Below are 23,826 nucleotides of genomic sequence, written 5' to 3' on the forward strand. Positions count from 1 at the left end.
TTCACTTGTGCATTGTCCACTCATCATTGGGCAATCCGTGCGATACTCGTGTTCCCCGAGCGAAACATCAGTATGTCTCCCGATGGTGGGCTGCTTTGTTAAACGCGCGTTCCATGGGGTAACATGCCAGAAAATAACGGCGATCATTGACCGGCCAGGAAGGTCGGTGATGATCACCATCGGGGTTTTGGAGGAGACTCAATGGCCTTTGCCCAGAAGTTCATCGTTGCAGACGATCATCCGCTCTTTCGTGCCGCACTGACGCAGGCACTCAGGCAAGTGGCCTCACAGGCAGAGATTGTCGAAGCCGACAGCATGGACGCGACCAACGATATCGTTGCCCGCCACCCCGATGCTGATCTGATCCTGCTGGACCTGCACATGCCGGGAGCCCATGGCTTCTCAGGCCTGATCCAGCTGCGTGGTCAGACGCCGGATATCCCGGTCGCCGTCGTATCCGGTAGCGAGGAGCCCTACGTGGTGCGCCGCGCCATCGATTATGGCGCTTCCGGTTTCATCCCCAAGTCCGCAAGTCTGGATGTGATCGCCGAGGCGATCGGCGAGATTCTCGAAGGCGAAGTCTGGCTGCCGACGGATATCGCCGAAGCCATGGGCGAGTCCAGCGAAGATGAGTCCCGCTTTGCCGAAGCGATCGCCTCGCTGACGCCACAGCAGTTCCGCGTGCTCAACATGCTGACGGAAGGCCTGCTCAACAAGCAGATCGCCTATGAGCTGAATGTGTCCGAGGCCACCATCAAGGCGCACGTGACCGCCATTCTGCGCAAGCTTGGCGTGCATTCCCGCACCCAGGCCGTCATCGCGGCGCAGCGTCTGGAAGTCGAGCCGCCGAAGGTTCGCTCCTGAGTACCGCTGGCATGCTTCTCGGCACGATTGGCCTGCAGGGTACGCGTCAGCAGTGCGCGCAGCGCCGCCGGACGCACCGGCTTGAGCAGCAGGTGATAGCCGGCACGGCGTACCTCCTCGGCGACTTCGTCAGTGCGATCCGCGGTGATGACGATGCCGGGCACGGAGCCTGCCAGGCGTTCATCCAGAGCATCCAGCGCCATCAGACCGGTCACTTCATTGTCGAGGTGATAATCGGCGAGGATGGCATCCGGATCACCATCCAGATTGCGAATCACGGATTTGGCACCACCGATGGACGTGGCGGTGAAGACTTCGCAGCCCCAGCCGGACAGCATCGCCTTCATGCCTTCCAGAATCAGGCTCTCGTTGTCGATGCACAGCACGCGGGTGCCGGTCAGCTTGTTGCCGGCGCGCTTGCGGGCCGGGACGGCATCCGGCTGTTCAGCGGCCGGCAGTGTCTTGCTGATCGGGACGCTGACCGCGAAGACTGTCCCCACACCGACCCAGCTGCGCACCGTGATCGGGTGATCGAGCACGCGACTCATGCGCTCGGCGATCGACAGGCCCAGTCCCAGCCCCTTCTCGCTCTCCTTGTGACGCTCGCTCTGATCGAGACGCCGGAATTCCTGGAAGATCTCGGTCAGCTTGGACTCGGGGATGCCGGGGCCGGTGTCCCAGACTTCGATGCGAATGCGATCCCCCAGGCGGCGACAGCCCAGCAGTACGTGGCCCTGACGGGTGTAACGCACGGCGTTGGACAGGAAGTTCTGCACGATGCGCCGCAGCATCTGGCCGTCAGAATCCACCGCCAGCTGGGTCATCACCACCTTCAGGTCCAGCCCTCGGTCTTCCGCCATCACCTCGAACTCGGCCTTCAGCGGCTTGAGAATATCCGACAGGCGGAACACGCTGCGACGTGGCGCCAGCGCGCCGGCATCGAGCTTGGAGATGTCGAGCAGGGTGCTGAGCAGCTCCTCGGCGGCCTGCAGCGAGTTGTCGATGTGATTGGTGGTGGTCTTCATCTCGCCTTCCACCTGCTGGGCGAGAGCGGAGGTGAACAGGCGTGCGGCATTCAGGGGTTGCAGCAGGTCATGACTGGCCGCGGCCAGAAAGCGCGTCTTGGAGGCGTTGGCATCCTCGGCCAGCTGCTTGGCCTGACGCAGTGCCTGCTCGGCTTCCGCGCGCACACGGTTCTCGGTACGCAATGCCTCGTTGACCTGTGACAGCTCCTGGGTACGCACGCGAACGCGTTCTTCCAGATTCTCGTTGGTTTCCTTGAGGGCAATCTCGGCCAGGCGGCGTTCGGTGATGTCCTGATAGAGCGCGAAGAAGCCGAGGATGTTGCCCTTGCCGCTGAAGTGCGGCGTATAGGTCACCAGCATGTAACGCACACCGCCCTCGGGGGCTTCCAGCGAGATCTCGAAGGAAACGCGTTCCCCCGCCAGGGCGCGCGTCATCCAGGGGGCGCGCTGGCGATAGATGTCTTCAGGCATCGCCGCCTCGGCCGGCTCGCCGATGACGGCGGTACGGTCGATGCCCATCACTGCTTCATAGGCGCGGTTGGTGAAGAGGTAACGACACTCCTTGTCGAAGTAGGCGATCAGCGCCGGCACGTTGTCGGTGTAGATGCGGATGTTGTTTTCCGAGCGGATCAACGCCTCTTCGGTGCGCTTCTGCTGGGTGATGTCCTGGTAGGTATAGACGAAGCCGCCGCCGGGCATCGGGTTGCCCTGGATCTCCATCACGGTGCCGTCCTGGCGATAGCGCACGTAGCGATGCGGCTCGCCGTCACGGATGGCGTCCAGCAGCTGATCGACATGCTCTTCCGGGTCGCCCGGACCATATTCACCATTGTGCGCGTTGTAACGGAAGATGCGATCGATCGGGGCGCCGACACGGATCAGGTTGTCAGGGAAGCGGAACATGTCCAGATAGCGCTGATTCCACACCACCAGGCGCATGTGCTGGTCGACCACGCTGATGCCCTGGTGGATGTTCTCGATGGTGGCCTGCAGCAGGGCGCGGTTGAATTCCAGCACCTGTGAGGCTTCATCGACGATGGAGATGACATCCGAGATACCGATGCCGCGCCCCTGCAGGGCAGAGTTGACCACGATCCGCGCCGAGGAGGCACCGAGCACGGAAGCCAGGAAGCGCTCGGTGAACTGGATCAGGTCGATTGACGCGCGCCCGTGGAGTTCCAGCGGCTGGCCGCTGCGGCGTGCGTAATCTTCGAAGGCGCGTTCGACCTGCTCATGGCTCAGGAAGCGCTCACAGAGTACGCGCAGGTCCGAGACGGAGGTAGAGCCGGTCCACGGGCGCGAGACGCTGGTCTGACGCGTCTCGACGCTATCGACGAACAAGGATGCCTGGATGCGCTCGACCACGCGTTGCGGCGTCATCTGCGAGACGAAGATATAGCCGAACAGGTTGAGGCCGAGAGACAGCATCACGCCGTGGGTCAGCGGGTCACTGAAGCGGAAGCCGAACAGGCCATGCGGCGAGAGCCAGTCGATGCCGAGCGGACCGTAATTGACCATGTCGGCGGGCATCAGGCCTGCCTGGGCCAGTGCCGGAACCAGCAGGGTCCAGGCCCAGACGGCGAAGCCGAGGTTGAGGCCGACGATGACCCCCAGGCGATTGCCACGCTTCCAGTAGAGCCCGCCCAGCAGAGAGGGCGCGAACTGGGCCACGGCGGCGAATGACAGCAGCCCGATGGCTGACAGCGTGCTGTATTCGGCGATCAGCAGATAGAAGCCGTAGGCCAGGCCGAGAATCATCACGATGGTCAGGCGGCGGGCCAGCAGCACGATATGACTGTAGTCGCGGGCTTCGGTATCGAACCAGCGCAAACGGAACAGCAGCGGAATGACGATCTCGTTGGAGATCATGATCGAGACCGCGACCGCCGCGACGATGACCATGCCGGTCGCGGCCGAGAAGCCCCCGATGAAGGTCAGCAGGGTCAACCAGGTCTGATCTGCCGCCATCGGCAGTGCCAGCACGAAGCTGTCCGGTGACACCGAGCCATCCGGGAACATCGTCAGGCCGGCGGCGGCGATGGGCAGCACGAAGAAGGAGATGGCGATCAGATAGATCGGGAACAGCCAGCGGGCGCGGCGGGCATCCGAGTGGTGGGTGTTCTCGACCACCGCGACATGGAACTGGCGCGGCAGGCAGAAGATGGCCAGCATCGCCAGCAATGTCTGGGCCCAGAAGCCGGAGCCGAAGGTCTGGTTCTCGAGCTGTTGCTGGAGCTCCAGATAGGTGTCCGCCTTGGTGAAAAGATCCCCCAGGCCATTGAACATGCCCCAGGTGACATAGGCGCCCAGCGTCAAAAAGGCGATCAGCTTGACCAGAGATTCGAAGGCGATGGCCTGCAACAGGCCGACATGGTGCTCGGTGGCATCGGTATGCCGCGTGCCGAACAGGATGGCGAATATCGCCATCACCGCCGCGACATAGAAGGCGGTATCCCCCAGCCAGGCAGTGCGCGTGACGTCACTGGTGTCGGTCAGTACCTGATAGGCACTCGACACCGCCTTCAGCTGCAGGGCGATGTAGGGCAGGGTGCCGACCAGTGCCACCAGCGAGGCAAACACGGCCAGTGACTGCGTCTTGCCGTAGCGCGAGGCGATGAAATCGGCGATCGAGGTGATGTTCTGTCGCTTGGCGACGCGAATCATCTTCAAGAGGATCGGCCAGAACAGCAGACAGGTCAGGATCGGCCCGATGAAGATGCTCAGGTAGCTCCAGCCACTGGTCGCGGCCTGGCCGACACTGCCGTAAAAGGTCCAGCTGGTGCAGTAGACCGCAAGCCCCAGACTGTAGACTGCCGGTCGGCGACTGGCCGACCCGTGCTTCTTGGCGTTGCGATCCCCTCGCCACGCAATCATGAACAGTACCGCGATATAGCCCAGCGCCACTGCGATTAGCCACCACCCCTGGAACATGTTGCTCTCCTCTCTGGAAGCGCCATTCTACGCAGGCCCGGCTCATGCTCTCGACTAAAGTCAGCCTGCGATGAGCTGGCCCCTTGGCTACTGTCAGAAGCGAGTCGCCAAGTTTCCTGATAAGCAACGCAAGACGCAGGGAATATCACTCACTCCATGAGGACGAATGATTCAGTCAATGGAGACCATTCATCGGTTCATCGCCGATGGGTCTCTCGCCAATCACAATAACAATGCGAGAACTCCGTCATGAAGGAAGAGAATGCCAAGGCGTATTGGGCCGCCAATATCAGACTGATCATGGGGTATCTCGTGATCTGGTTTGTCGTGTCCTATGGATGCGGAATCCTGTTGGTGGATGTCCTCAACAATATCCAGTTCTTCGGTTTCAAACTCGGTTTCTGGTTTGCTCAGCAAGGGGCGATCTATTTCTTCCTCGCGCTGATCATCTTGTACGCCCGTTCGATGAACAAGCTGGATGAACGCTTCGACCTCCACGAGCAATGAGAACAAGATGATCGATATCGCCAAGGACAACGCCAATGGATGTTCAATTACTGACGTACCTTTTCGTGGGCGCCTCGTTCGCGCTCTACATCGGCATTGCGGTGTGGTCGCGTGCCGGCTCTACCAAGGAATTCTACGTGGCGGGCGGAGGGGTCCACCCCATCGCCAACGGGGCCGCCACCGCTGCGGACTGGATGTCTGCCGCCTCCTTCATCTCCATGGCGGGCATCATCGCCTATGTGGGCTATGACGCCTCCGTCTATCTGATGGGCTGGACGGGTGGCTATGTGTTGCTGGCGATGTTGCTGGCACCGTATCTGCGCAAGTTCGGCAAGTTCACGGTGCCGGATTTCGTCGGTGACCGTTATTACTCGAGCGTCGCACGTACCGTGGCGGTGGTCTGTGTCATCTTCATTTCCTTCACCTATGTCGCGGGTCAGATGCGCGGCACCGGCATCGTCTTCGCGCGCTTCCTTGAAGTGGACGTGAACGTCGGTGTCGTCATCGGCATGGCGATCGTCTTCTTCTATGCCGTTCTGGGTGGCATGAAGGGGATCACCTATACCCAGGTGGCGCAGTACTGCGTGTTGATCTTCGCCTTCCTGGTACCGGCCGTCTTCCTGTCGATCATGATGACCGGACACGTGCTGCCTCAGACCGGCTTCGGCGGCACGCTGGTGGATGCACAGGGCAACGATACCGGCGTCTATCTGCTGCAGAAGCTGGATCAGGTCGTGACTGACCTCGGCTTCCGCGAGTACACCGAAGGCTCCAAATCCACCATCGATGTCTTCTTCATCACGGCGGCACTGATGTGCGGGACCGCGGGTCTGCCGCACGTCATCGTGCGCTTCTTCACGGTACCGACCGTCAGGGATGCACGTATCTCCGCTGGCTGGGCGCTGTTCTTCATCGCACTGCTCTACACCACTGCGCCGGCCGTGGGTGCCTTTGCGCGGGTGAACCTGGTCGAGACCGTCAACGAGACAGCCTATGAGGAACTGCCGGGCTGGTTCTACAACTGGGAGAACACCGGTCTGATCGGCTGGGTCGACAAGAATGGCGACGGCATCATCCAGATGCGCGGCGGTGACCCCTTCGCGGGCAAGCCGAGCTATGAAGGCGACGCCGACAGCCAGGCCGCTCGTGGTGAGTATGGTCAGCGTCTGGTGAGCAACACGCCCACCGACAACGAGAGCGAGGTCTACATCGACCGCGACATCATCGTGCTGGCCAACCCGGAAATCGGCAATCTGCCGGCATGGGTCATCGCGCTGGTGGCGGCAGGTGGCGTGGCGGCGGCGCTCTCGACGGCAGCGGGGCTGTTGCTGGTCATCTCCTCGGCCATCTCGCATGACCTGCTCAAGAAGACCTTCAAGCCAGACATCACCGAGAAACAGGAGTTGATGGCAGCTCGCATGGCGGCAGCGGTGGCCATCGTGATCGCCGGTTACTTCGGCATCAATCCGCCAGGCTTCGTGGCGCAGGTGGTGGCCTTTGCCTTCGGTCTCGCGGCCTCGAGCTTCTTCCCGGTCATCCTGCTGGGGATCTTCTCCAAGCGCATGAACAAGGAAGGCGCTATCGCGGGCATGCTGGTCGGGCTGGTGTTCACCTTCAGCTACATCGTCTACTTCAAGTTCATCTCGCCGGAGCTCAACACGGCGGAGTACTGGCTGCTGGGCGTGTCGCCGGAGGGGATCGGCTCGCTGGGCATGGTGCTCAACTTCGTCGTCGCGGTCGTCGTCTGCAAGGTGACACCGCCGCCGCCCGAGCACATCCAGCATATCGTCGAGGACATCCGCGTGCCGCGCGGGGCAGGAACGGCAGTGGATCACTGATCCTGTCATGCAAGCCACATTAGTCGAAATTCCGTTCGGCGAGCCGCCGTTCAGCCTGCTGGATGAGCGCAGCCGGGCACGGCTGGCCGAGAACGTCGACCTGCAGTACTTCGCGGCCCTGGAGCAACCGCTGATACCGGGAGCGGTGGGAGAGGCGCTCTTCATCATCCACAAGGGCGAGGTGGTCGAGCTGGCGGCAGAAACGCCATTGCCGGACACCGCCACCCTGGAGCAGGCGCGACGTGAGGGTCACGACGCCTGGCTGAGTCTGCGCATCGGGCATTACAGCAAGGGAGATCTGTTCGGGGCCTTGACCCTGCTCAACGGCGAATGCCGGACACGCTTCGTCTGCGAGCAGGAAACGCTCTGCTATCAATTGCCGGCCGACCACTTCCGTCAGCTGTGTGAAGGCAATCCCGGGTTCGAGGAGTATTTCCAGCACAGCCTGCGTGACAAGGCCCGGCTGCTCGCGGCGTATCGGGACACCCGACTCGGCAGCAGCCGGGACCAGACAGGCTTCATGCTGGCGAGGGTGATGGATTGCATGCGTCCGCCACTGGTGATGCCAGCCAGCAGCAGCATCGAGGCAGGCGTGAAGGCCATGGGAGAGGCTGGTGCTGACAGTCTGATCATCGAGGTACAGGGCCGTTGTGGCGTGGTCACGCGCACCGATCTGCTCAACGCACTGGTGCTGGAGGGACTTCCTGCCACGCATCGTCTCGCCCCTCTGGGCACCTTCGCGCTGGTGGCGGTCACCGCCGAGGATTATTTGTTTCAGGCACTGGTCCAGATGACGCGTCATCGGGTCGCCCGCGTGGTGGTGCAGGAATCGCTCGCTGCCGATGCCAAGGTGGTCGGAGTCATCGAGCTGACCGATGTGCTGGGCTTCTTCTCCAATCGTAGCCAGCTGGTCAGTCTCGAGATCGAGCGCGCGGCGGATCTGGAGGCGCTGGCGCTGGCCAGTGCTCGCCTGCCGGAGCTGGTCCGCGCGCTGGTTCTCCAGGGCGCGCATCTGCGCCATGCCATGGCACTGCTCAGCGCCCTCAATGGACGTCTGATCGAGCGCACCTTCGCCCTGCTGGTGGAAGAGCAGCACCGAGTCTCCTGCTGTCTGATGCTGATGGGCAGTGAGGGGCGTGGCGAGCAGATGCTCAAGACCGACCAGGACAACGGGCTGATTCTCGCTGATGGACATCAATGGCCAGACTGCAGCGACGCCATGCAGACCTTCAGCGCTACCCTGGCACGCCTCGGCTATCCACCGTGTCCGGGCAACATCATGGTCTCCAATCCAGAGTGGGTCGCGACCGAATCCCGCTGGCGCGGCAAGGTGGCGCGCTGGTGTGCCGGACGCGATGGGGAGGCGCTGATGAATCTAGCCATCGTCTTCGATGCACGCGCCAGCGGTGGCAATGCCGAGCTGGTCGACAGTCTGCGCGGACACCTGGTGCAGCATGCCCGACGTGATGAATTGCTGCTGTCGCACTTCGCGCGCCCGGCATTGCGGTTCTCGACGCCGTTGACGCTGTTCGGCTCACTGCGCTCACCCCGCCATGGCATCGACATCAAGAAGGGCGGCATCTTTCCCATCGTGCATGGGGTACGCACCATGGCGCTGGAGCGTGGCGTGATGGCGACCGGCACCTTTGCGCGTCTTGAGGCGCTGGTAGAGGAGGGGCGTATCGAGGCCAGCGACAGCGAAGATCTGTCTGAGGCCCTGTCGCTGTTCTCCGAACTGCGTCTGCGTCAGCAGTTGCGGCATCTCGAGGAGGAGTGCCAATCTCATCATCACCCAGTCGTTGTCTTCGCTGGAGCGGGACCTGCTGCGCGATGCCTTGAGTCGGGTCAAGGATTTCAAGCAGCGCCTGACCCATCGTTATCACCTGGATTACTGACGCGCGGCCGAGCGCCGCAAGGAGATGGCATGTTCCAGCAGCTACGTCGTGCGGCAGACCGCCGCCGCCATGGGCATGGCGAGTTTGCCGAGCTGTTCAGACCCTGGCACGCCAGTGAACATGAGGGAGAGCGGGTGGCACTGGATTGCGAGACCACCAGTCTCGATGTCGAGCGTGCCGAGCTGGTCTCGCTGGCGGCGGTACGTTTCGATGCGCGCCGGGTGAGGACGGCCAGCGCGCTGTCGTTGCAGCTCCAGTGTCCGGAAGGCCTGCGCGGTGACTCCATCCGGATTCATCGCCTGCGCGGAATCGACCTGCATGGTGGCGAGGCGCTCGGCGACGCCTTGCACCAGTTGCTGGCCTTCATCGGCAATCGCCCGCTGGTGGGGTGGTGCATCGATTTTGATGTCGCGGTGATCAATCGCCACCTGCGGCCACGTTTCGGCTTCGACCTGCCCAATCTGCGTCATGATCTCGCGCGCGACTACCTGAAGCGCTGTCGTCACGCTCAGCCCGAGGCCGCGCCGGACCTGCGCTTCGAGGCCATGGCCGAGGCGCTGCAGGTGCCGGTGATCGGGCGGCACACTGCGCTGGGGGATGCCGTGACCAGCGCCATGATGGCGCAGCGCCTGATGCCCTCTTGGCTAATAAACCAAGGTCTGTTGCCGGAATGTCCAATGGCAAGACATCACCCGCTTGGCCACACTGGCACCACGCGTTGTTGCCTTTCTTGCCTATTCAGGGTTCTTGCCCACGAGGTGCGACATGCTGATCGCGACCAACACGTTATTGATCATTGGCCTTGCCATCGTTCTGTTTGCCTATTCCCTCTACATCCGTCGTACCCAGGATGTCCGGGGAGTACTGATGTTCTGGTCTCGCAAGCTGGCGCTCACCGCGCTCGAATTCCGACTGCAGCGCTTCGGCATCATGGTGATGCTGGGCGGAGTGGTCATCCGCTATCTGGAAGTCCTGCGGCTGTTCTGATCCCGCCTCTGTGACGTGACACTGGCCGATGCTAGACTGTGTGCCCTCCCAAACTGCCTGTCTGATGCCCCATGTTCACACCTGAAACTGACGCCACCTCCCGCACGCATGACGCAGCGGATGCCAAGCATGAGCTGAACAAGCTGCAGAAGCGGCTGCGCCGCAATGTCGGCACCGCCATCACGGATTACGGCATGATCCGCGATGGCGACAAGGTGATGGTGTGCCTGTCAGGTGGCAAGGACTCCTACACCATGCTGGACATCCTGATGAACCTGCAGCGCAATGCGCCGGTCCAGTTCAGTCTGGTGGCGGTGAATCTGGATCAGAAACAGCCCGGTTTCCCGGAGCACGTGCTGCCGGCATGGCTTGAGTCAGTGGGCGTGGAGTACCACATTCTCGAGCGTGACACCTATTCCATCGTCAAGGAGAAGGTGCCCGAGGGCAAGACGACCTGCGGGCTGTGTTCACGCTTGCGGCGTGGCTCGCTGTACGGCTTTGCCACCGAGATAGGAGCGACCAAGATCGCCCTTGGCCATCACCGCGATGACATTCTCGAGACGCTGTTTTTGAACATGTTCTTCGGTGGCAAGCTCAAGACGATGCCGCCCAAGCTGCTGTCGGATGATCAGCGGCATATCGTCATTCGTCCGCTGGCCTATTGCCGCGAATCGGACATCGAAGCCTATTCCACGGCGCGTCAGTTCCCGATCATTCCCTGCAACCTGTGTGGTTCCCAGGAGAACCTGCAGCGTCAGGTGGTCAAGGAGATGCTGCAGGACTGGGAGACGCAGCATCCCGGGCGGCTCGAGACCATGTTCCGTGCCGTCACTTCCGTGGCACCCTCGCACCTGGCGGACCGTGAGCTGTTCGACTTCGCGGGGCTGGATGAGAAGCGCGATCGCTTCCAGGCCACGCGTATCGATGCGCTGGACATGGACTCGGAGCAGGCCGGCATGGCAGAAGACCTCTTCGAAGCCGAGCGCCGTGTTCAGACTGCCTCCGAGACTGCGGCCTCATTGGGCCGGGAGCTCTAAGCCCGGATCCTGCTGACATCCGCGAATCCCGACGCCATCTCGCCTGTCGCGAGGTGGCGTCGTGCGTTTCAGGAACGTCATCGAGAGTTGACGGCCCGCGACCATTGTCGTCTCGCCTGACAGGGCAACTGTCCGCATGCTCTGAGGATGTCGGATGACCCAAGGGCAGGGGGCGGTGATGGACAATGATGTCGATGAACGTGGCAATGGTCAGCAGGGCCAACGTCTGGCGGCGACGGTGCTGCATGGCTTTGATGAGTACCGCTCGCGCTTCAAGCAGATTTCCAGCGATGCCAGACGGCGTTTCATCGAGGCCGACTGGCGTGAGGCACAGCAGGCCTCGGCGGCACGCATCAACCTCTATGACGAGAAGGTCGCCGCGACCATGGAGCGTCTGGCGCGCGCCTTCGAGCCTGAGCGTCTGAGCGAATGCACCCTGTGGGGCGAGGCCCGACGCCATTACATGACGCTGATCGATCAGCGCCTGGACTACAAGCTGGCCGAGACCTTCTACAACTCCATCTTCTGCAGTGTCTTTTCCCACCGTCATATCCGGGATGACTGGATGTTCGTGTCATCCTCCCGGCAGGCGCCAGCTCGCCACTCCGGGATGAGCATCAGCCACCGTGTGCCGGTCGAGGGTGATTGGGCAGGGGCGCTGGACACGGTATTGAGCGAGGCCCCGCTGGGGATCGCCTTCGAACATCAGGGGCGCGACGTGACATTGGGCGCCGAGATGCTGCTCGAGGTGTTGCCACCCGAGGTGCGTGAGGCCTCCGATGCCACCTTCGAGGTGTTGCGCAGCGTCTTCTATCGCAACAAGGGGGCCTACCTCATCGGACGCATCGAGGGCGGCGGGCAGACGCTGCCGCTGGTGCTGCCGGTACTGCATACCGAACGCGACGGCGTCTATCTCGATACCGTGATCATCGAGCCCGAGGAAGTCTCGATCATCTTCTCCTTCACCCGCGCCTACTTCCAGGTCGAGATCGAGGTGCCCGGTGAGGTGGTGGGCTTCCTGCAGACACTGATGCCCGACAAGCCCATCGGCGAGCTCTACGCTGCCATCGGGTTCTACAAGCACGGCAAGACCGAGCTTTTCCGTGGCCTCAACGACCACGTCGCCAGCCGCACCGACCGATTCATCATCGCGCCGGGCGTGCGAGGCATGGTGATGGCGGTCTTCGTGCTGCCCAGCTATCGACTGGTCTTCAAGCTGATCAAGGATCGCTTTGCGCCCAGCAAGGACATGAGCCGCGACCAGGTGCGCCAGAAGTATCGTCTGGTCAAGCGCCACGACCGCGTCGGCCGTCTGGCGGACACCCAGGAGTTCTCCAATTTCGCCGTCGGACGCGATCATTTCGATCCCGACTGCCTGGCCGAGCTGCTGGAGGTCTGCAGCTCCTCCATCACGCTGCGCGGCAACAAGGTATTGATTCGGCATTGTTATACCGAACGCATGATGACGCCGCTCAATCTCTATCTCGAGCAGTGTGATGAGGATGAGACGCGCGCCGTGCTCAATGACTACGGCAATGCGATCAAGCAGCTGGCCGCGGCCAACATCTTCCCCGGCGACATGCTGCTGAAGAACTTCGGCGTGACCCGTCATGGTCGGGTGGTCTTCTACGATTACGACGAGATCAACTATCTCACCGAGTGCAATTTCCGCGAGATTCCCGAAGCGCTCTACCCTGAGCAGGAGATGGCCAGCGAACCCTGGTATTCCGTGGGACCGAACGACATCTTCCCGGAAGAATTCGGCCCCTTCCTGTTCGCGGATCTTGGGCTGCGCAAGCTGTTCTACGAGCTGCATCCGGAAATCTTCCAGGCCAGCTGGTGGAAGGGGCTGCAGGATGCCATCACGGCGGGACGGGTGATCGATGTCTACCCCTATCGCAACAAGCGACGTTTCGGGGTCGATCGCAGCCAGGACTTCATCGATGACTGACGATCAAGTTCACAGCGAGAGAGAGTGTTGGATGAGTGAAGGTTTCAGGGATCCTGGCGCGCGCCATGGTCGGCATCTGGTCGTGCTCAGTGGCGCAGGCATCAGCGCGGAAAGCGGTCTGCGCACCTTCCGTGCGGAAGATGGCCTGTGGGAAGAGCATCGTCTGGAGGAGATCGCCACTCCGCAGGCATTTCGGCGTGATCCGCAGAAGGTGCTGCGCTTCTATGATGATCGCCGTGCCCAGGTCCGGCGGGCCAGGCCCAACGCGGCGCACAAGGCACTGGCAGAACTTGAACAGGCCGGTTTTCGTGTCTCGGTGATTACCCAGAATATCGATGATCTGCACGAGCGCGCCGGCTCGCGTGAGGTCATGCATCTGCATGGCGAGATTCTCAAGGCACGCTCGAGCGTCGACCACGGCTTGCGCTACCCGCTGCCGCGCGGTGGCATTCGGCTGGGAGATCTGTGTGACAAGGGCAGTCAGTTGCGCCCGGACGTGGTGTGGTTCGGTGAGGCAGTGCCACTTTACGGCGTCGCCGAAGGCATCGCGGCGGAAGCGGATCTGCTGTTGATCGTGGGGACCTCGCTCAAGGTGATGCCGGCCTCGAATCTCTATGCAGCGGCACCGTTGGATGCCCCCATCGTGCTGGTGGACCCGAATGCCCATGAGCTGGCGGAGCCCGGCGTGCATCCCCTGGCGGAAAGCGCCGGGCAGGCAGTGCCACGTCTTGTGCGCCATTGGTTGTATCAGGGACACCTGGGCCTGCCTGATACGTTATGATGCGCGGCTTCAGGCCTGCCATGGGCGGTGGGCCAGCAATCCCGGAGGCAAGCAACCTTCGGTGACCGGAAATTGAAAGCATGTTTGAGACGCTGAATCGTTTCTTCCCGCTGTGGGCCCTGTTGTTCGCCGGCCTCGCCGTGCTGGCGCCGGCGCCTTTCGTGGCCCTCAAGGATGTCATCCAGCCGCTGCTGGCCCTGATCATGTTCGCCATGGGACTGACGCTGTCGCGTGAGGATTTCATGCGTGTCGCACGTCGTCCGGGGCCCATCGCGCTGGGCCTGCTGCTGCAATACAGCGTGATGCCGCTGGCTGCCTTCCTGATCGCGCGGCTGCTGGGGCTGGACCCCGCGTTGACGGTCGGCATGGTGCTGGTGGGGGCCACTGCGGGGGGAACCTCCTCCAACGTGATGACCTGGCTTGCCGGTGGTCACGTGGCCCTGTCCGTCTCGATGACCATGGCCTCGACACTGCTCTCCATCGTGATGACGCCGCTGTTGACCTGGTGGCTGCTGGGGACGGACATCGACGTGCCGGTGAGCGGCATGCTGCTGAGCATCGCCAAGCTGGTGGTGGCGCCCATCGTGCTGGGTGTCATCGTGCATCACTTCGCGCGTGACGCCATCCGCGAGTGGGAATCGGCGCTGGCGAGTCTGGCCATGCTGGCGATCGTGCTGATCATCGCCATCGTGGTGTCGCTCAATGTCGGTCGCCTGGCCACGCTGGGCCCGCTGGTGGCATTGGCCGTCGTGGCGCACAACGCCATCGGCCTGAGCGCCGGCTATGGCCTGTCGCGCCTGTTCGGACTGGATGAGCGTACCTCGCGCACCATCGCCATCGAGGTCGGCATGCAGAACTCCGGACTGGCGGCGTCACTGGCCAGCCAGTTCTTCTCCGCCACGGCGGCGTTGCCGGGAGCGATCTTCTCCATCTGGCACAACGTCTCCGGCTCGTTGCTGGCCGGTTACTGGAAGCGTCGGCCGCCGAAGTTCGTGACCGGCGGCAAGCACCGCTACGAGGTATAGCCGCGAACATGAGAAAGGGACACGCATGCTAGAATGCGCGTCCCTTTTTCTTTGGTACTGACCACCCATCATGTGTGATTCCCGTCTTACGCCGGCCGCTGGCGAGCCGGGCGAGGCCAGCGGTATCACGACGCTTCCCAGTGGCGAGCCGGATGAGTGGCACGGACGCCACCCGCGACGGGAATTCAAGGCGCGTGGCAGCCAGGTGATTCGTTGCGAGGCCTGCCGTCTGCCCAGGCTTAATTGCCTGTGCCCGTATCAGGTCAGCGCGCAATCACGGATCACGTTCTGGTTGATCACCCACCCGTTGGAGCACTACAAGCCCACCAATACCGGGCGCCTGATCGCTGATGTGCTGGCGGGCACCGAGGTCTTCAGCTGGTATCGTGTCGAGCCGGACCCCCGCCTGCTGGCGCTGCTGGAAGATGAGCGCTATCAGCCGTTCATCATCTTCCCGGACGATCAGCCGGACTACGCTGATCGCGTGGTCGACGTGAATGCCATCGCCGGTGTCGGGCCCGAGGTGGCGACGCATACCGCCAGTGGCGAGGAGCGCATTCCGGTCTTCATCCTGCTGGACGGGACCTGGCGTCAGGCGCGTCGCATCTTCCGCAAGAGCCCTTATCTGGATGGTCTGCCGGTGCTGCCGCTGCACACCACGCGTCTGACGCGCTATCACCTGCGCAAGCCGGCGTCCCAGTCACATCTGTGCACGGCGGAGGTGGCGGCGGAGCTGCTGCGTCAGGCGGGGGAGGAGGAGGCGGCCAACGTGCTGGATGATTACTTCGACGCCTTCAATGACTGCTATCGCGCCAGCCGGATTCACTATGTGCTGGAGCCGACCGCACCGATGCGTCGGCTGTTGGCTCGCCGTGAGGCCAATGTCGGCGAATTCAGCGTCGCCAGAAGGCCGGCGTGAACAGAACCAGAACCGTGAAGATCTCCAGACGCCCCAGCAGCATCGCCAGAATCAGGATGCCCTTGGCCGCCCCCGGGATATCGCCGTAGTGGGTCGCGACCTCACCGAGTCCCGGCCCCAGGTTGTTGAGCGCAGAGCCGACCGCCGACCAGGCCGTGACCTGATCCAGTCCGGTGGCCAGCATGCCCAGCATCATCAGCACGAACAGCAGCAGGTAGACGGAGAAGAAGCCCCATACTGCCTCCGCGACCCCTTCGGAGATGCGCATCTTGCCCACCTTGACCGAGAGGATGGCGTTGGGGTGGATCAGACGATGCACCTCACGCACGCCCTGCTTGAGAATCAGCAGGATACGGATGACCTTCATGCCGCCGCCGGCGGACCCGGAGCACGCGCCGATGAAGGCGGCGATGAACAGCATCATCGGCAATACGCCCGGCCAGCCGGTGAAGTCGGCGACGCCGAAGCCGGTGGTGGTGGCCACCGAGACGGCCTCGAACAGGCCATGGCGCAGCGCCTTGCTGTCATCGTAGCTGCCGGTGAGCAGCAGGCCGGCGATGGTCACGCAGGTCAGGATCAGCAGCAGGATCAGGAAGAAGCGGGTCTCGGGATCGCGCAGATAATGACTGATCCGCCCCTCGCGCCAGGCGGCGAAGTGCAGGCCGAAACTGATCGAGGACACCACCATGAAGAACACGCAGATCATCTCGATGGTGGCGGAATCGAAGTAGCCGATGCTGGCATCGTGGGTCGAGAAGCCGCCCACCGCGACGGTGGAGAAGCTGTGGCCGAGGGCATCGAACCAGCTCATGCCGGCGGCCCAGTAGCTGGCGAAGCACACCAGGGTCAGGGCGGCGTAGATGTACCAGAGCGCCTTGGCCGTCTCGGTGATGCGCGGCGTCAGCTTGGAGTCCTTCAGCGGCCCGGGGATCTCGGTGCGATAGAGCTGCATGCCGCCGATACCGAGAGTCGGCAGGATCGCCACCGCCAGTACCACGATCCCCATGCCGCCCAGCCACTGCAGCTGCTGGCGATAGTAGAGGATGGAGTGGGGCAGCAGATCGAGCCCCGTCATCACCGTCGCCCCGGTGGTGGTAAGTCCCGAGAACGACTCGAACATGGCGTCGATGATCGACAGGTTCGGGTCCTCGGCGAGCAGGAAGGGCAGCGACCCGAAGGCACCCAGCACCGTCCAGAACAGCACCGTGATCAAGAAGCCATCGCGGTTGCGCAACTCCTTGCGGGCATGCCGGTTGGGATAGAACAGCGCGAAGCCGGTCAGCAGGGTGATGCCGAGGGCGATGGCAAAGGCGCTGAGGGTATGGTCCTCGAAGGCCAGCGAGATGAGCATCGGCGGGACCAGCGTCAGGCTGAACAGCATCAGCAGAATGCCGAGGATGCGATAGATGACGCGCAGGCTCATGCAGCGAGCCCGGCTTGCGAGAGACATCGTGGCGGCCATCATCAGAAGAAGGTCAGCCCGACCTGGAACAGGCGCTCGACTTCCCGGATACGGCGCTTGTCGACCACGAACAGGATGACGTGGTCGTTGGATTCCACCACCAGATCGTGATGCGCGACCAGCACTTCCTTGCCACGCACCACGGCACCGATGGTGGCACCCTCGGGCAGATTGATGTCCTCGATGCGCCGGCCCACCACCTTGGAGGAGCGCTCATCGCCGTGGGCGATGGCCTCGATGGCTTCTGCCGCGCCGCGCCTGAGAGAGTGCACGTTGACGATGTCGCCCTTGCGCACATGCGTCAGCAGACCGCCGATGGTGGCCTGCTGCGGCGAGATGGCGATATCGATCTCGCCACCTTGCACCAGGTCCACGTAGGCCGCGTTGTTGATCAGCGTCAGTACCTTCTTGGCGCCGAGTCGCTTGGCCAGCATCGAGGACATGATGTTGACCTCGTCATCGTTGGTCAGCGCGCAGAAGATGTCGCAGTCCTCGATGTTCTCCTCCAGCAGCAGGCGCTTGGAGGTGGCGCTGCCGTGCAGGACCACGGTGCGGTCGAGGCGCTCGGACAGGTCGGTGCAACGGGCCAGCGAGTGCTCGATGATCTTGACCTGATGGGTGTGCTCGAGCGTCTCGGCCAGGCGCTCACCGATGTGGCCGCCACCGGCGATCACCACGCGACGGAAGTTGCGGTCCACGCGGCGCAGTTCGCCCATCACGGTGCGGATATCCTTGCGCGCCGCGATGAAGAACACCTCGTCATCGGCCTCGATCACGGTATCGCCACGCGGGATGATCGGACGATTGCGCCGGTAGATGGCTGCCACGCGAGTATCCACGTTGGGCATGTGACGACGCAGGAAACCGAGTTCCTGACCGACCAGCGGACCGCCATAGTAGGCCTTTACCGCCACCAGCTGAGCGACACCATTGGCGAAGTCCAGCACCTGCAGGGCACCGGGATACTCGATCAGGCGGCGGATGTGATCCGTCACCACCTGCTCGGGGCTGATCAGCACGTCCACCGGGATGGCATCGTGGGAGAACAGGCCCTTGCGGGTCAGATAGGCGGTGGAGCGCACCCGCGCGATCTTGGTCGGGGTATGGAACAGGCTGTGGGCGATCTGACAGGCAATCATGTTGACCTCGTCAGAATTGGTCACCGCGATCAGCATGTCGGCATCTTCGCCGCCGGCCTGACGCAGCACCTGGGGATAGCTGGCCGCGCCGGTGACGGTGCGGATATCGAGACGGTTGTGCAGCTCGCGCAGCCGCTCGGTGTCGGTGTCCACGACCGTGATGTCATTTTCTTCATGGGCCAGGTGTTCGGCGAGTGTGCCGCCGACCTGACCTGCACCCAGAATGATGATTTTCATGTCCGGCTCGTCCGCTGTTGCTCAGTCGGCACAGGATAAACCAGTGCCATGACGGAAGACAGCCGTGCCCCGGGAGTCGGGGCACGGCTGTCCTGATGTGCCAGGCGCGTCATCTCGCAAGCCGGGATGCGGTACGCCTGTCCGGTGATCCTGCCGAGCGTCAGGCGCCGGCCTTGGTGATGTGCGCCAGATAGAAGCCATCGTGGCCATTGACCTGCGGCAGCATCTGACGACCGGCACCGGAGACACGGCCCCAGTCGGCCTTGATGGTCTCGGCCTTGGCATCCGGCGTGGCGGCCAGGAAGCGATCCATCACCCGGGCGTTCTCCTGGGTGATGATGGAGCAGGTGCCGTAGACCAGGGTGCCGCCGGGCTTGAGCATGCCCCACAGGTTCTCCAGCAGCTTGCCCTGCAGGCGCGCCAGGTCCCCGATGTCGTTCGGGCGACGCAGTAGCTTGATGTCCGGGTGACGGCGGATGACGCCACTGCCGGAGCAGGGCGCGTCGAGCAGGATGACATCGAAGGCTTCGCCGTCCCACCAGTCGCGCTCGCTGGCATCGGCGCACACGACGCCGGCGCCCAGTTCCAGACGCTCCAGTGTCTCTTCCACGCGTTCGAGACGCTCGCCGTCGATGTCGATGGCAGTGGCGTCCAGCGAGGGGAAGCGCTCCAGCATGTCCGCCAGCTTGCCACCCGGCGCGGTGCAGGCATCCAGCAGGCGCACGCCTTCCCCTTCGGGGTTGATGGCCGTCACGGCGGGGGCCAGCAGCTGACCGGCCAGCTGGGCGGCCTCATCCTGCACGCTGACCAGGCCTTCCTCGAAGCCCGGCAGGGCACTGACGTCGCAGGCGCTGGCCAGAGTGATGCCGTGCTCGGCGAAGGGGCAGGCCACGGCGTCGATCTCGGCGTCGGCCAGCTGGGCGAGGTAGTCCTCGCGGCTGATGGCGGCGACATTGACGCGCAATGTCATCGGGGCCTGGGCGTTGTTGGCGGCGGCGATGGCCTCCCAGTCGTCCGGCCAGTTGCGCTGGAAGGTGTCCAGCAGCCACTGCGGGTGGGAAAGCGCCACGGCGGGGTCCTTGTCGACCTCGGCTTCCAGTGCTTCCTGCTCACGCTGGAAACGACGCAGGCAGGCATTGAGCACGCCCGTCGCCCAGCCCTTGCCCAGGCCGCGTGCGGCGCCAGCGGTCTCACCGACGGCCGCATGTGGCGCGATGCGCATGTACAGCAGCTGATAGAGGCCGAGCAGCAGCAGGGCGTGGATATCCTGGTCCTGCGCCTTGAAGGACGATTTCAAAAGCTTGCCCGCGAGTGCGTCCAGACGCGGCAGCTGGCGGCAGACACCGAAGCACAGTGCCTTGTAGAGGCCCTGGTCACGCCCGGCGACGCCAGACGGCAGGCCGTCCAGATTCAGAGAGGTCTTTGCCGCCAGTACCGGCGCCAGGGTGCGCGCAGCGGCAACCCGGACGGCAGCGCCCGGTGAGGCCGGGGCATTGTCAGGCTTGCGGCGTGCACCACCGTGCTTCGAACCACCGCCCTTGCTACGGGCCGGCGGCAGGGAGTTGCGCTTCTTGCCGTTGCCCTTGGAGGACGGGTTGTCTGACTGGCTCATGCGGAAGTCTCGGTCTGTGAATCGGAATCAGGGGCGTGGTCGGCGCCGAGGACAAGGCCCTCGGGGAAGCGCGCGGCACGTGAGTTGAGCAGGTCCTTGACGGACAGCGGCTTGGCACCGGGCAGCTGGGCACGGGTGATCTCCAGCACCTGATGGCCATCACCGCAGACGATGCGCAGGCAATCATTGCCGGGCGCCAGCAGAGTGCCGGGTGACACGAAGTCTGCGAGGCGCTGCTCGCCCATGCGCGACATCCATAGGCGTAGCGGCTCGCCGTCCAGGCGTGTCCAGGCCACCGGCCACGGGTTGAAGGCGCGAATGCGCGCGTCCAGCTCGGCGGCGGGACGGGTGAAGTCGAGTTCCGCCTCGGCCTTGGAGAGCTTGGCGGCGTAGGTGACACCTTCCTCGGGCTGTCGGGTCGCCGGAAGATCGCCATCGGCGATGGCGTCGAGGGCCGTGACGATGGCCTCGCCGCCCTGTGCCGCCAGGGCATCATGCAGCTCGCCGCCAGTAGTGCTGGCGGTGATCGGGGTGCGACGGATCAGCAGCATGTCGCCGGTGTCCAGGCCAGCATCCATCTGCATGATGGTGACACCGGATTCGCTGTCGCCGGCCTCGATGGCGCGCTGGATCGGCGCGGCACCGCGCCAGCGTGGCAGCAGGGAGGCATGGATGTTCAGGCAACCGATGCGCGGGATGTCGAGCACGGCCTGCGGCAGGATCAGCCCGTAGGCCACCACCACCATGATGTCGGCCTCGAGATCGCGCAGGATCTGGCGATCGGCCTCGTCCTTGAAGTTGAGCGGCTGATGGACGGGAAGGTCGTGCTGGAGTGCCAGCTGCTTGACGGGGCCGGGGGTCAGCTTGCGGCCGCGCCCGGAAGGGCGGTCAGGCTGGGTATGGATACTGACGATCTCATGGCGGCTTTCGAGCAGCGCGGCGAGACATTCGGCGGCGAAATCGGGGGTGCCGGCAAAGGCGATGCGCAGGGCTTTCGACATGCAAGAGCTCTCATATGGGGGATCACGCTTCCTGCAGCTTGTGGCGCTTCTGCATCTTCTTCATCACCCGATCACGCTTGAGCGGGGAGAGGTAGTCGACGAACAGCTTGCCTTCGAGGTGGTCGTTCTCGTGCTGGATGCAATGTGCCAGCAGGCCTTCGGCCTCGAGTTCGTAGGCCTCACCGTTGCGATCCTGAGCGTTGAGCCGTACTTTCAGATAGCGCGGCACTTCGGCGTAGTATTCCGGGATCGACAGGCAGCCTTCCTGCATCGGCTCCTGCGCTTCGCCGATGGGCGTGTATTCGGGATTGACCAATACCAGAGGCTGGGATTGATCCTCGCTGACGTCGATGACGATCAGACGACGATGCACGTCGACCTGGGTAGCGGCGAGGCCAATGCCACGCGCGTCATACATGGTCTCGATCATGTCGTCGATCAGGGTCTGCAGTTCCGCGTCGAAGGTGTCGATCGGGGCGGCAACATTGCGCAGACGCTCATCGGGGAATTCAAGAATTTCGCGCTTGGCCATGACTGGTGTAATTACCGTTGTGCTGTCAGTGGAGATTTGCCTGATATTGTAGTGTGCACAGCCGAGGAACGGAACCGATGGCCTTCAATGCTGCTACTATCGCGGCAATAGTCATGATTGATCGCGAGTTCCGTCAGGCAGGGGCAAGAACAACAGGTGGCATCAACGCAAGGGACGCAGGAATGGGCATGAAACGACTGGTCGGCAACGCCGTGTTCACGGCACTCCTTGGCATGGCGACGCTGGGGGCAAGCGCAGGGACGTCGCTGGCGCAGGCGGCAACCGTACGTGATGACGTACCCTCCACCTATGTGGTGGTGCGCGGCGACACGCTGTGGGACATCTCGGGACGCTTTCTGCGTGAGCCCTGGCTGTGGCCGGAAGTCTGGCGTGCCAATCCGCAGATCAAGAATCCACACCTGATCTATCCGGGCGATCGCATCTCGCTCTATTACGAGAACGGCGAGCCTCGTCTGCGCCTGGAGCGTGGCCAGGGCGGCGTGGTCAAGCTCTCGCCCAAGATTCGCAAGATTCCCAAGCGCGAGGCCGTGCCACCGATCCCGCTCGAGAAGATCTCCGCCTTCCTCAAGGACCACCGCGTGGTCGATCCTGGCCTGCTCGAGAATGCGCCCTACGTGGTGGCCGGTGACGACACGCGTCTGATCAGTGGTGCCGGGGATACCGTCTATGCGCGTGGTCAGTGGCCGGCCTATGACACCTTCAGCATCTACCGGACGGGGCAGCGTTACCTGGACCCTGTCACCCAGGAATTCCTGGGCCTGGAGATGATCAGTATCGGGGATGTCCAGCTGGAGCGTCGCGAGGGCGACATCGGCGTGATGCATGTGGTCTCGGCCAATCGCGAGATTCTCAACGGTGATCTGCTGTTGCCGGCCGATGGCGGGGCCATCAGCACCAGCTTCCAGCCACAGCCTCCCGTCGAGGTGTCGGGCGGCGAGATCCTCGCGGCACCGGACGGACTGCGCAACATCGGTCGCAATGACATCGTGGCGCTCAACCGCGGGAGCCGGGATGGCGTGGAGCCGGGCTTCGTGTTCGGTGTCGAGCGTCAGGGCGAGACGATCACCGACCCCAAGACAGGGGAGCCGATCACTCTGCCGGGCGAAGAAGGCGGCCTGCTCATGGTCTTCCGTATCTATGACAAGGTCAGCTATGCCCTGGTGATGAAGGCGGAGCGCCCGCTGAGTGTCGGAGACAAGCTGCTGGAGCCGCATGGCTGAGCAGACATGCCCGGTATTTGGATGTCGAGCAGCGCCGCCCCTCGCGGGCGGATTTCGTCTTTCTGGCGCGTCTTCCGGGTATCGGTACGCACACCGTGGCCAAGCTGCTTGAACGAGCTGACTGGCCACAGGGGTGGCTGGCGGCACTGCCGTCGCGCCTTGCCGCGCCTGTGCGGCTGTGGTGTGAGCGACCCGCATCTTCACCGCTTCATCAGCAGGTGATGACGGATCTTGCCTGGCATGCGCCAGAGCAGGGGCGTCATCTGCTGACCCCCGCCGATGCCGACTGGCCTGCCATGCTGGCGCTGTTGCCAGATCCGCCCATCGCGCTGTGGGCCCTGGGTAGGCGCTCCCTGCTCGAGCAGCCCATGCTGGCCATCGTCGGTGCCCGCAAGGCGAGCCCCGCTGGCATGACGCATGCGCATGACCTGGCCGCCGAGCTGGTCTCCCGGGGCTGGAGCGTTGCCAGTGGCCTGGCGCTGGGCATCGATGCCGCAGCGCATCAGGGGGCCTTGAATGCTGCGCTGCGTCTGGAAGCCGATGCCTATCCCGCGCCACCCTCGACTCTCGCCGTGCTCGGGTGTGGCGTCGACGTGACCTATCCTGCCCAGCACCATCAGTTGCGGCTCCGGCTGCTGGAGAGCGGAGGCCTGCTGCTGTCGGAGCATCCGCCTGGTACCGGGGCGCATGCCCGTCATTTCCCGCGTCGCAATCGTCTGATCACCGGCCTCTCGCATGGCGTGCTGGTGGTGGAGGCCACGCTGCGCAGCGGCTCGTTGGTCAGCGCGCGTCTGGCGATGGAGCAGAACCGCGAGGTCTTCGCATTGCCCGGGCGGATCGAT

The 23,826-nt window shown here is 63.4% G+C and carries 15 protein-coding genes and 3 pseudogenes; 11 read left to right on the forward strand and 7 right to left on the reverse strand.

Going from position 1 to position 23,826, the window contains the following annotated elements:
• Positions 1–201 precede the first annotated feature (201 nt).
• Positions 202–864: a response regulator transcription factor gene (locus tag CU110_RS02515; RefSeq protein ID WP_077380128.1), complete on the forward strand. Its 663-nt coding sequence runs from the start codon at positions 202–204 to the stop codon at positions 862–864.
• Positions 865–881: 17 nt separating this feature from the next.
• On the opposite strand, the pseudogene CU110_RS02520 reads toward CU110_RS02515, so the two are convergent.
• A pseudogene (locus CU110_RS02520) lies at positions 882–4,820 on the reverse strand (NahK/ErcS family hybrid sensor histidine kinase/response regulator); the annotation flags it as partial.
• Between the two features lie 249 nt (positions 4,821–5,069).
• On the opposite strand from CU110_RS02520, the gene CU110_RS02525 reads away from it, so the two are divergent.
• From CU110_RS02525 to CU110_RS02570, 9 genes and pseudogenes are all read left to right on the forward strand, one after another.
• Entirely contained in the window at positions 5,070–5,327 is a 258-nt protein-coding gene (locus CU110_RS02525) for a DUF4212 domain-containing protein (RefSeq protein WP_077380124.1), read from the forward strand.
• A 35-nt stretch (positions 5,328–5,362) separates the two neighbouring features.
• The gene (locus tag CU110_RS02530; RefSeq protein WP_077380122.1) at positions 5,363–7,165 is read left to right on the forward strand and encodes a sodium:solute symporter family protein; all 1,803 of its coding nucleotides are present in this window, start codon (positions 5,363–5,365) and stop codon (positions 7,163–7,165) included.
• 562 nt (positions 7,166–7,727) lie between these two features.
• Positions 7,728–9,060 (forward strand): annotated as a pseudogene (locus tag CU110_RS02535) (putative nucleotidyltransferase substrate binding domain-containing protein).
• Positions 9,061–9,101: 41 nt separating this feature from the next.
• Positions 9,102–10,061 (forward strand): annotated as a pseudogene (locus tag CU110_RS17820) (3'-5' exonuclease); the annotation flags it as partial.
• 57 nt (positions 10,062–10,118) lie between these two features.
• Entirely contained in the window at positions 10,119–11,084 is a 966-nt protein-coding gene (gene ttcA, locus CU110_RS02550) for a tRNA 2-thiocytidine(32) synthetase TtcA (protein ID WP_077380114.1), read from the forward strand.
• A 178-nt stretch (positions 11,085–11,262) separates the two neighbouring features.
• A complete protein-coding gene (gene aceK / locus CU110_RS02555) occupies positions 11,263–13,035 on the forward strand; it encodes a bifunctional isocitrate dehydrogenase kinase/phosphatase (RefSeq protein ID WP_077380112.1) in 1,773 nt (590 codons plus the stop codon).
• Positions 13,036–13,066: 31 nt separating this feature from the next.
• Positions 13,067–13,816, forward strand: a complete 750-nt coding sequence (locus tag CU110_RS02560; RefSeq protein ID WP_077380110.1) for a Sir2 family NAD-dependent protein deacetylase — start codon at positions 13,067–13,069, stop codon at positions 13,814–13,816.
• Between the two features lie 80 nt (positions 13,817–13,896).
• A complete protein-coding gene (locus CU110_RS02565) occupies positions 13,897–14,841 on the forward strand; it encodes a bile acid:sodium symporter family protein (protein WP_077380107.1) in 945 nt (314 codons plus the stop codon).
• A 70-nt stretch (positions 14,842–14,911) separates the two neighbouring features.
• Positions 14,912–15,760 carry a DTW domain-containing protein gene (locus CU110_RS02570; RefSeq protein ID WP_127734450.1) on the forward strand — a complete coding sequence of 283 codons (849 nt, stop codon included), beginning with the start codon at positions 14,912–14,914 and terminating at the stop codon, positions 15,758–15,760.
• Here CU110_RS02570 and CU110_RS02575 read toward each other — a convergent pair.
• The 5 genes from CU110_RS02575 to def form a co-directional block, all read right to left on the reverse strand.
• A complete protein-coding gene (locus CU110_RS02575) occupies positions 15,735–17,183 on the reverse strand; it encodes a TrkH family potassium uptake protein (RefSeq protein ID WP_077380103.1) in 1,449 nt (482 codons plus the stop codon). The genes CU110_RS02570 and CU110_RS02575 overlap by 26 nt on opposite strands.
• A gap of 41 nt (positions 17,184–17,224) precedes the next feature.
• Entirely contained in the window at positions 17,225–18,598 is a 1,374-nt protein-coding gene (gene trkA / locus CU110_RS02580; RefSeq protein ID WP_077380101.1) for a Trk system potassium transporter TrkA, read from the reverse strand.
• A 160-nt stretch (positions 18,599–18,758) separates the two neighbouring features.
• A complete protein-coding gene (rsmB, locus tag CU110_RS02585) occupies positions 18,759–20,210 on the reverse strand; it encodes a 16S rRNA (cytosine(967)-C(5))-methyltransferase RsmB (protein ID WP_084207894.1) in 1,452 nt (483 codons plus the stop codon).
• On the reverse strand, positions 20,207–21,211 hold the full coding sequence (gene fmt, locus CU110_RS02590; RefSeq protein WP_084207895.1) for a methionyl-tRNA formyltransferase: 1,005 nt from the start codon (positions 21,209–21,211) through the stop codon (positions 20,207–20,209). The genes rsmB and fmt overlap by 4 nt, the downstream gene beginning before the upstream one ends.
• Before the next feature lie 22 nt (positions 21,212–21,233).
• Entirely contained in the window at positions 21,234–21,743 is a 510-nt protein-coding gene (gene def / locus CU110_RS02595) for a peptide deformylase (RefSeq protein WP_077380095.1), read from the reverse strand.
• A gap of 188 nt (positions 21,744–21,931) precedes the next feature.
• Here def and CU110_RS02600 point away from each other — a divergent pair, with 188 nt between their 5' ends.
• Entirely contained in the window at positions 21,932–22,984 is a 1,053-nt protein-coding gene (locus CU110_RS02600) for a LysM domain-containing protein (RefSeq protein WP_205632725.1), read from the forward strand.
• A gap of 200 nt (positions 22,985–23,184) precedes the next feature.
• Here the strand turns inward: CU110_RS02600 and CU110_RS16480 are convergent, their stop codons facing one another.
• Positions 23,185–23,673, reverse strand: a complete 489-nt coding sequence (locus tag CU110_RS16480) for a hypothetical protein (protein ID WP_240665453.1) — start codon at positions 23,671–23,673, stop codon at positions 23,185–23,187.
• Between the last annotated feature and the right edge of the window lie 153 nt (positions 23,674–23,826).

It is taken from the genome of Cobetia sp. ICG0124, from assembly GCF_004006355.1.
Taxonomy (GTDB): domain Bacteria; phylum Pseudomonadota; class Gammaproteobacteria; order Pseudomonadales; family Halomonadaceae; genus Cobetia; species Cobetia marina.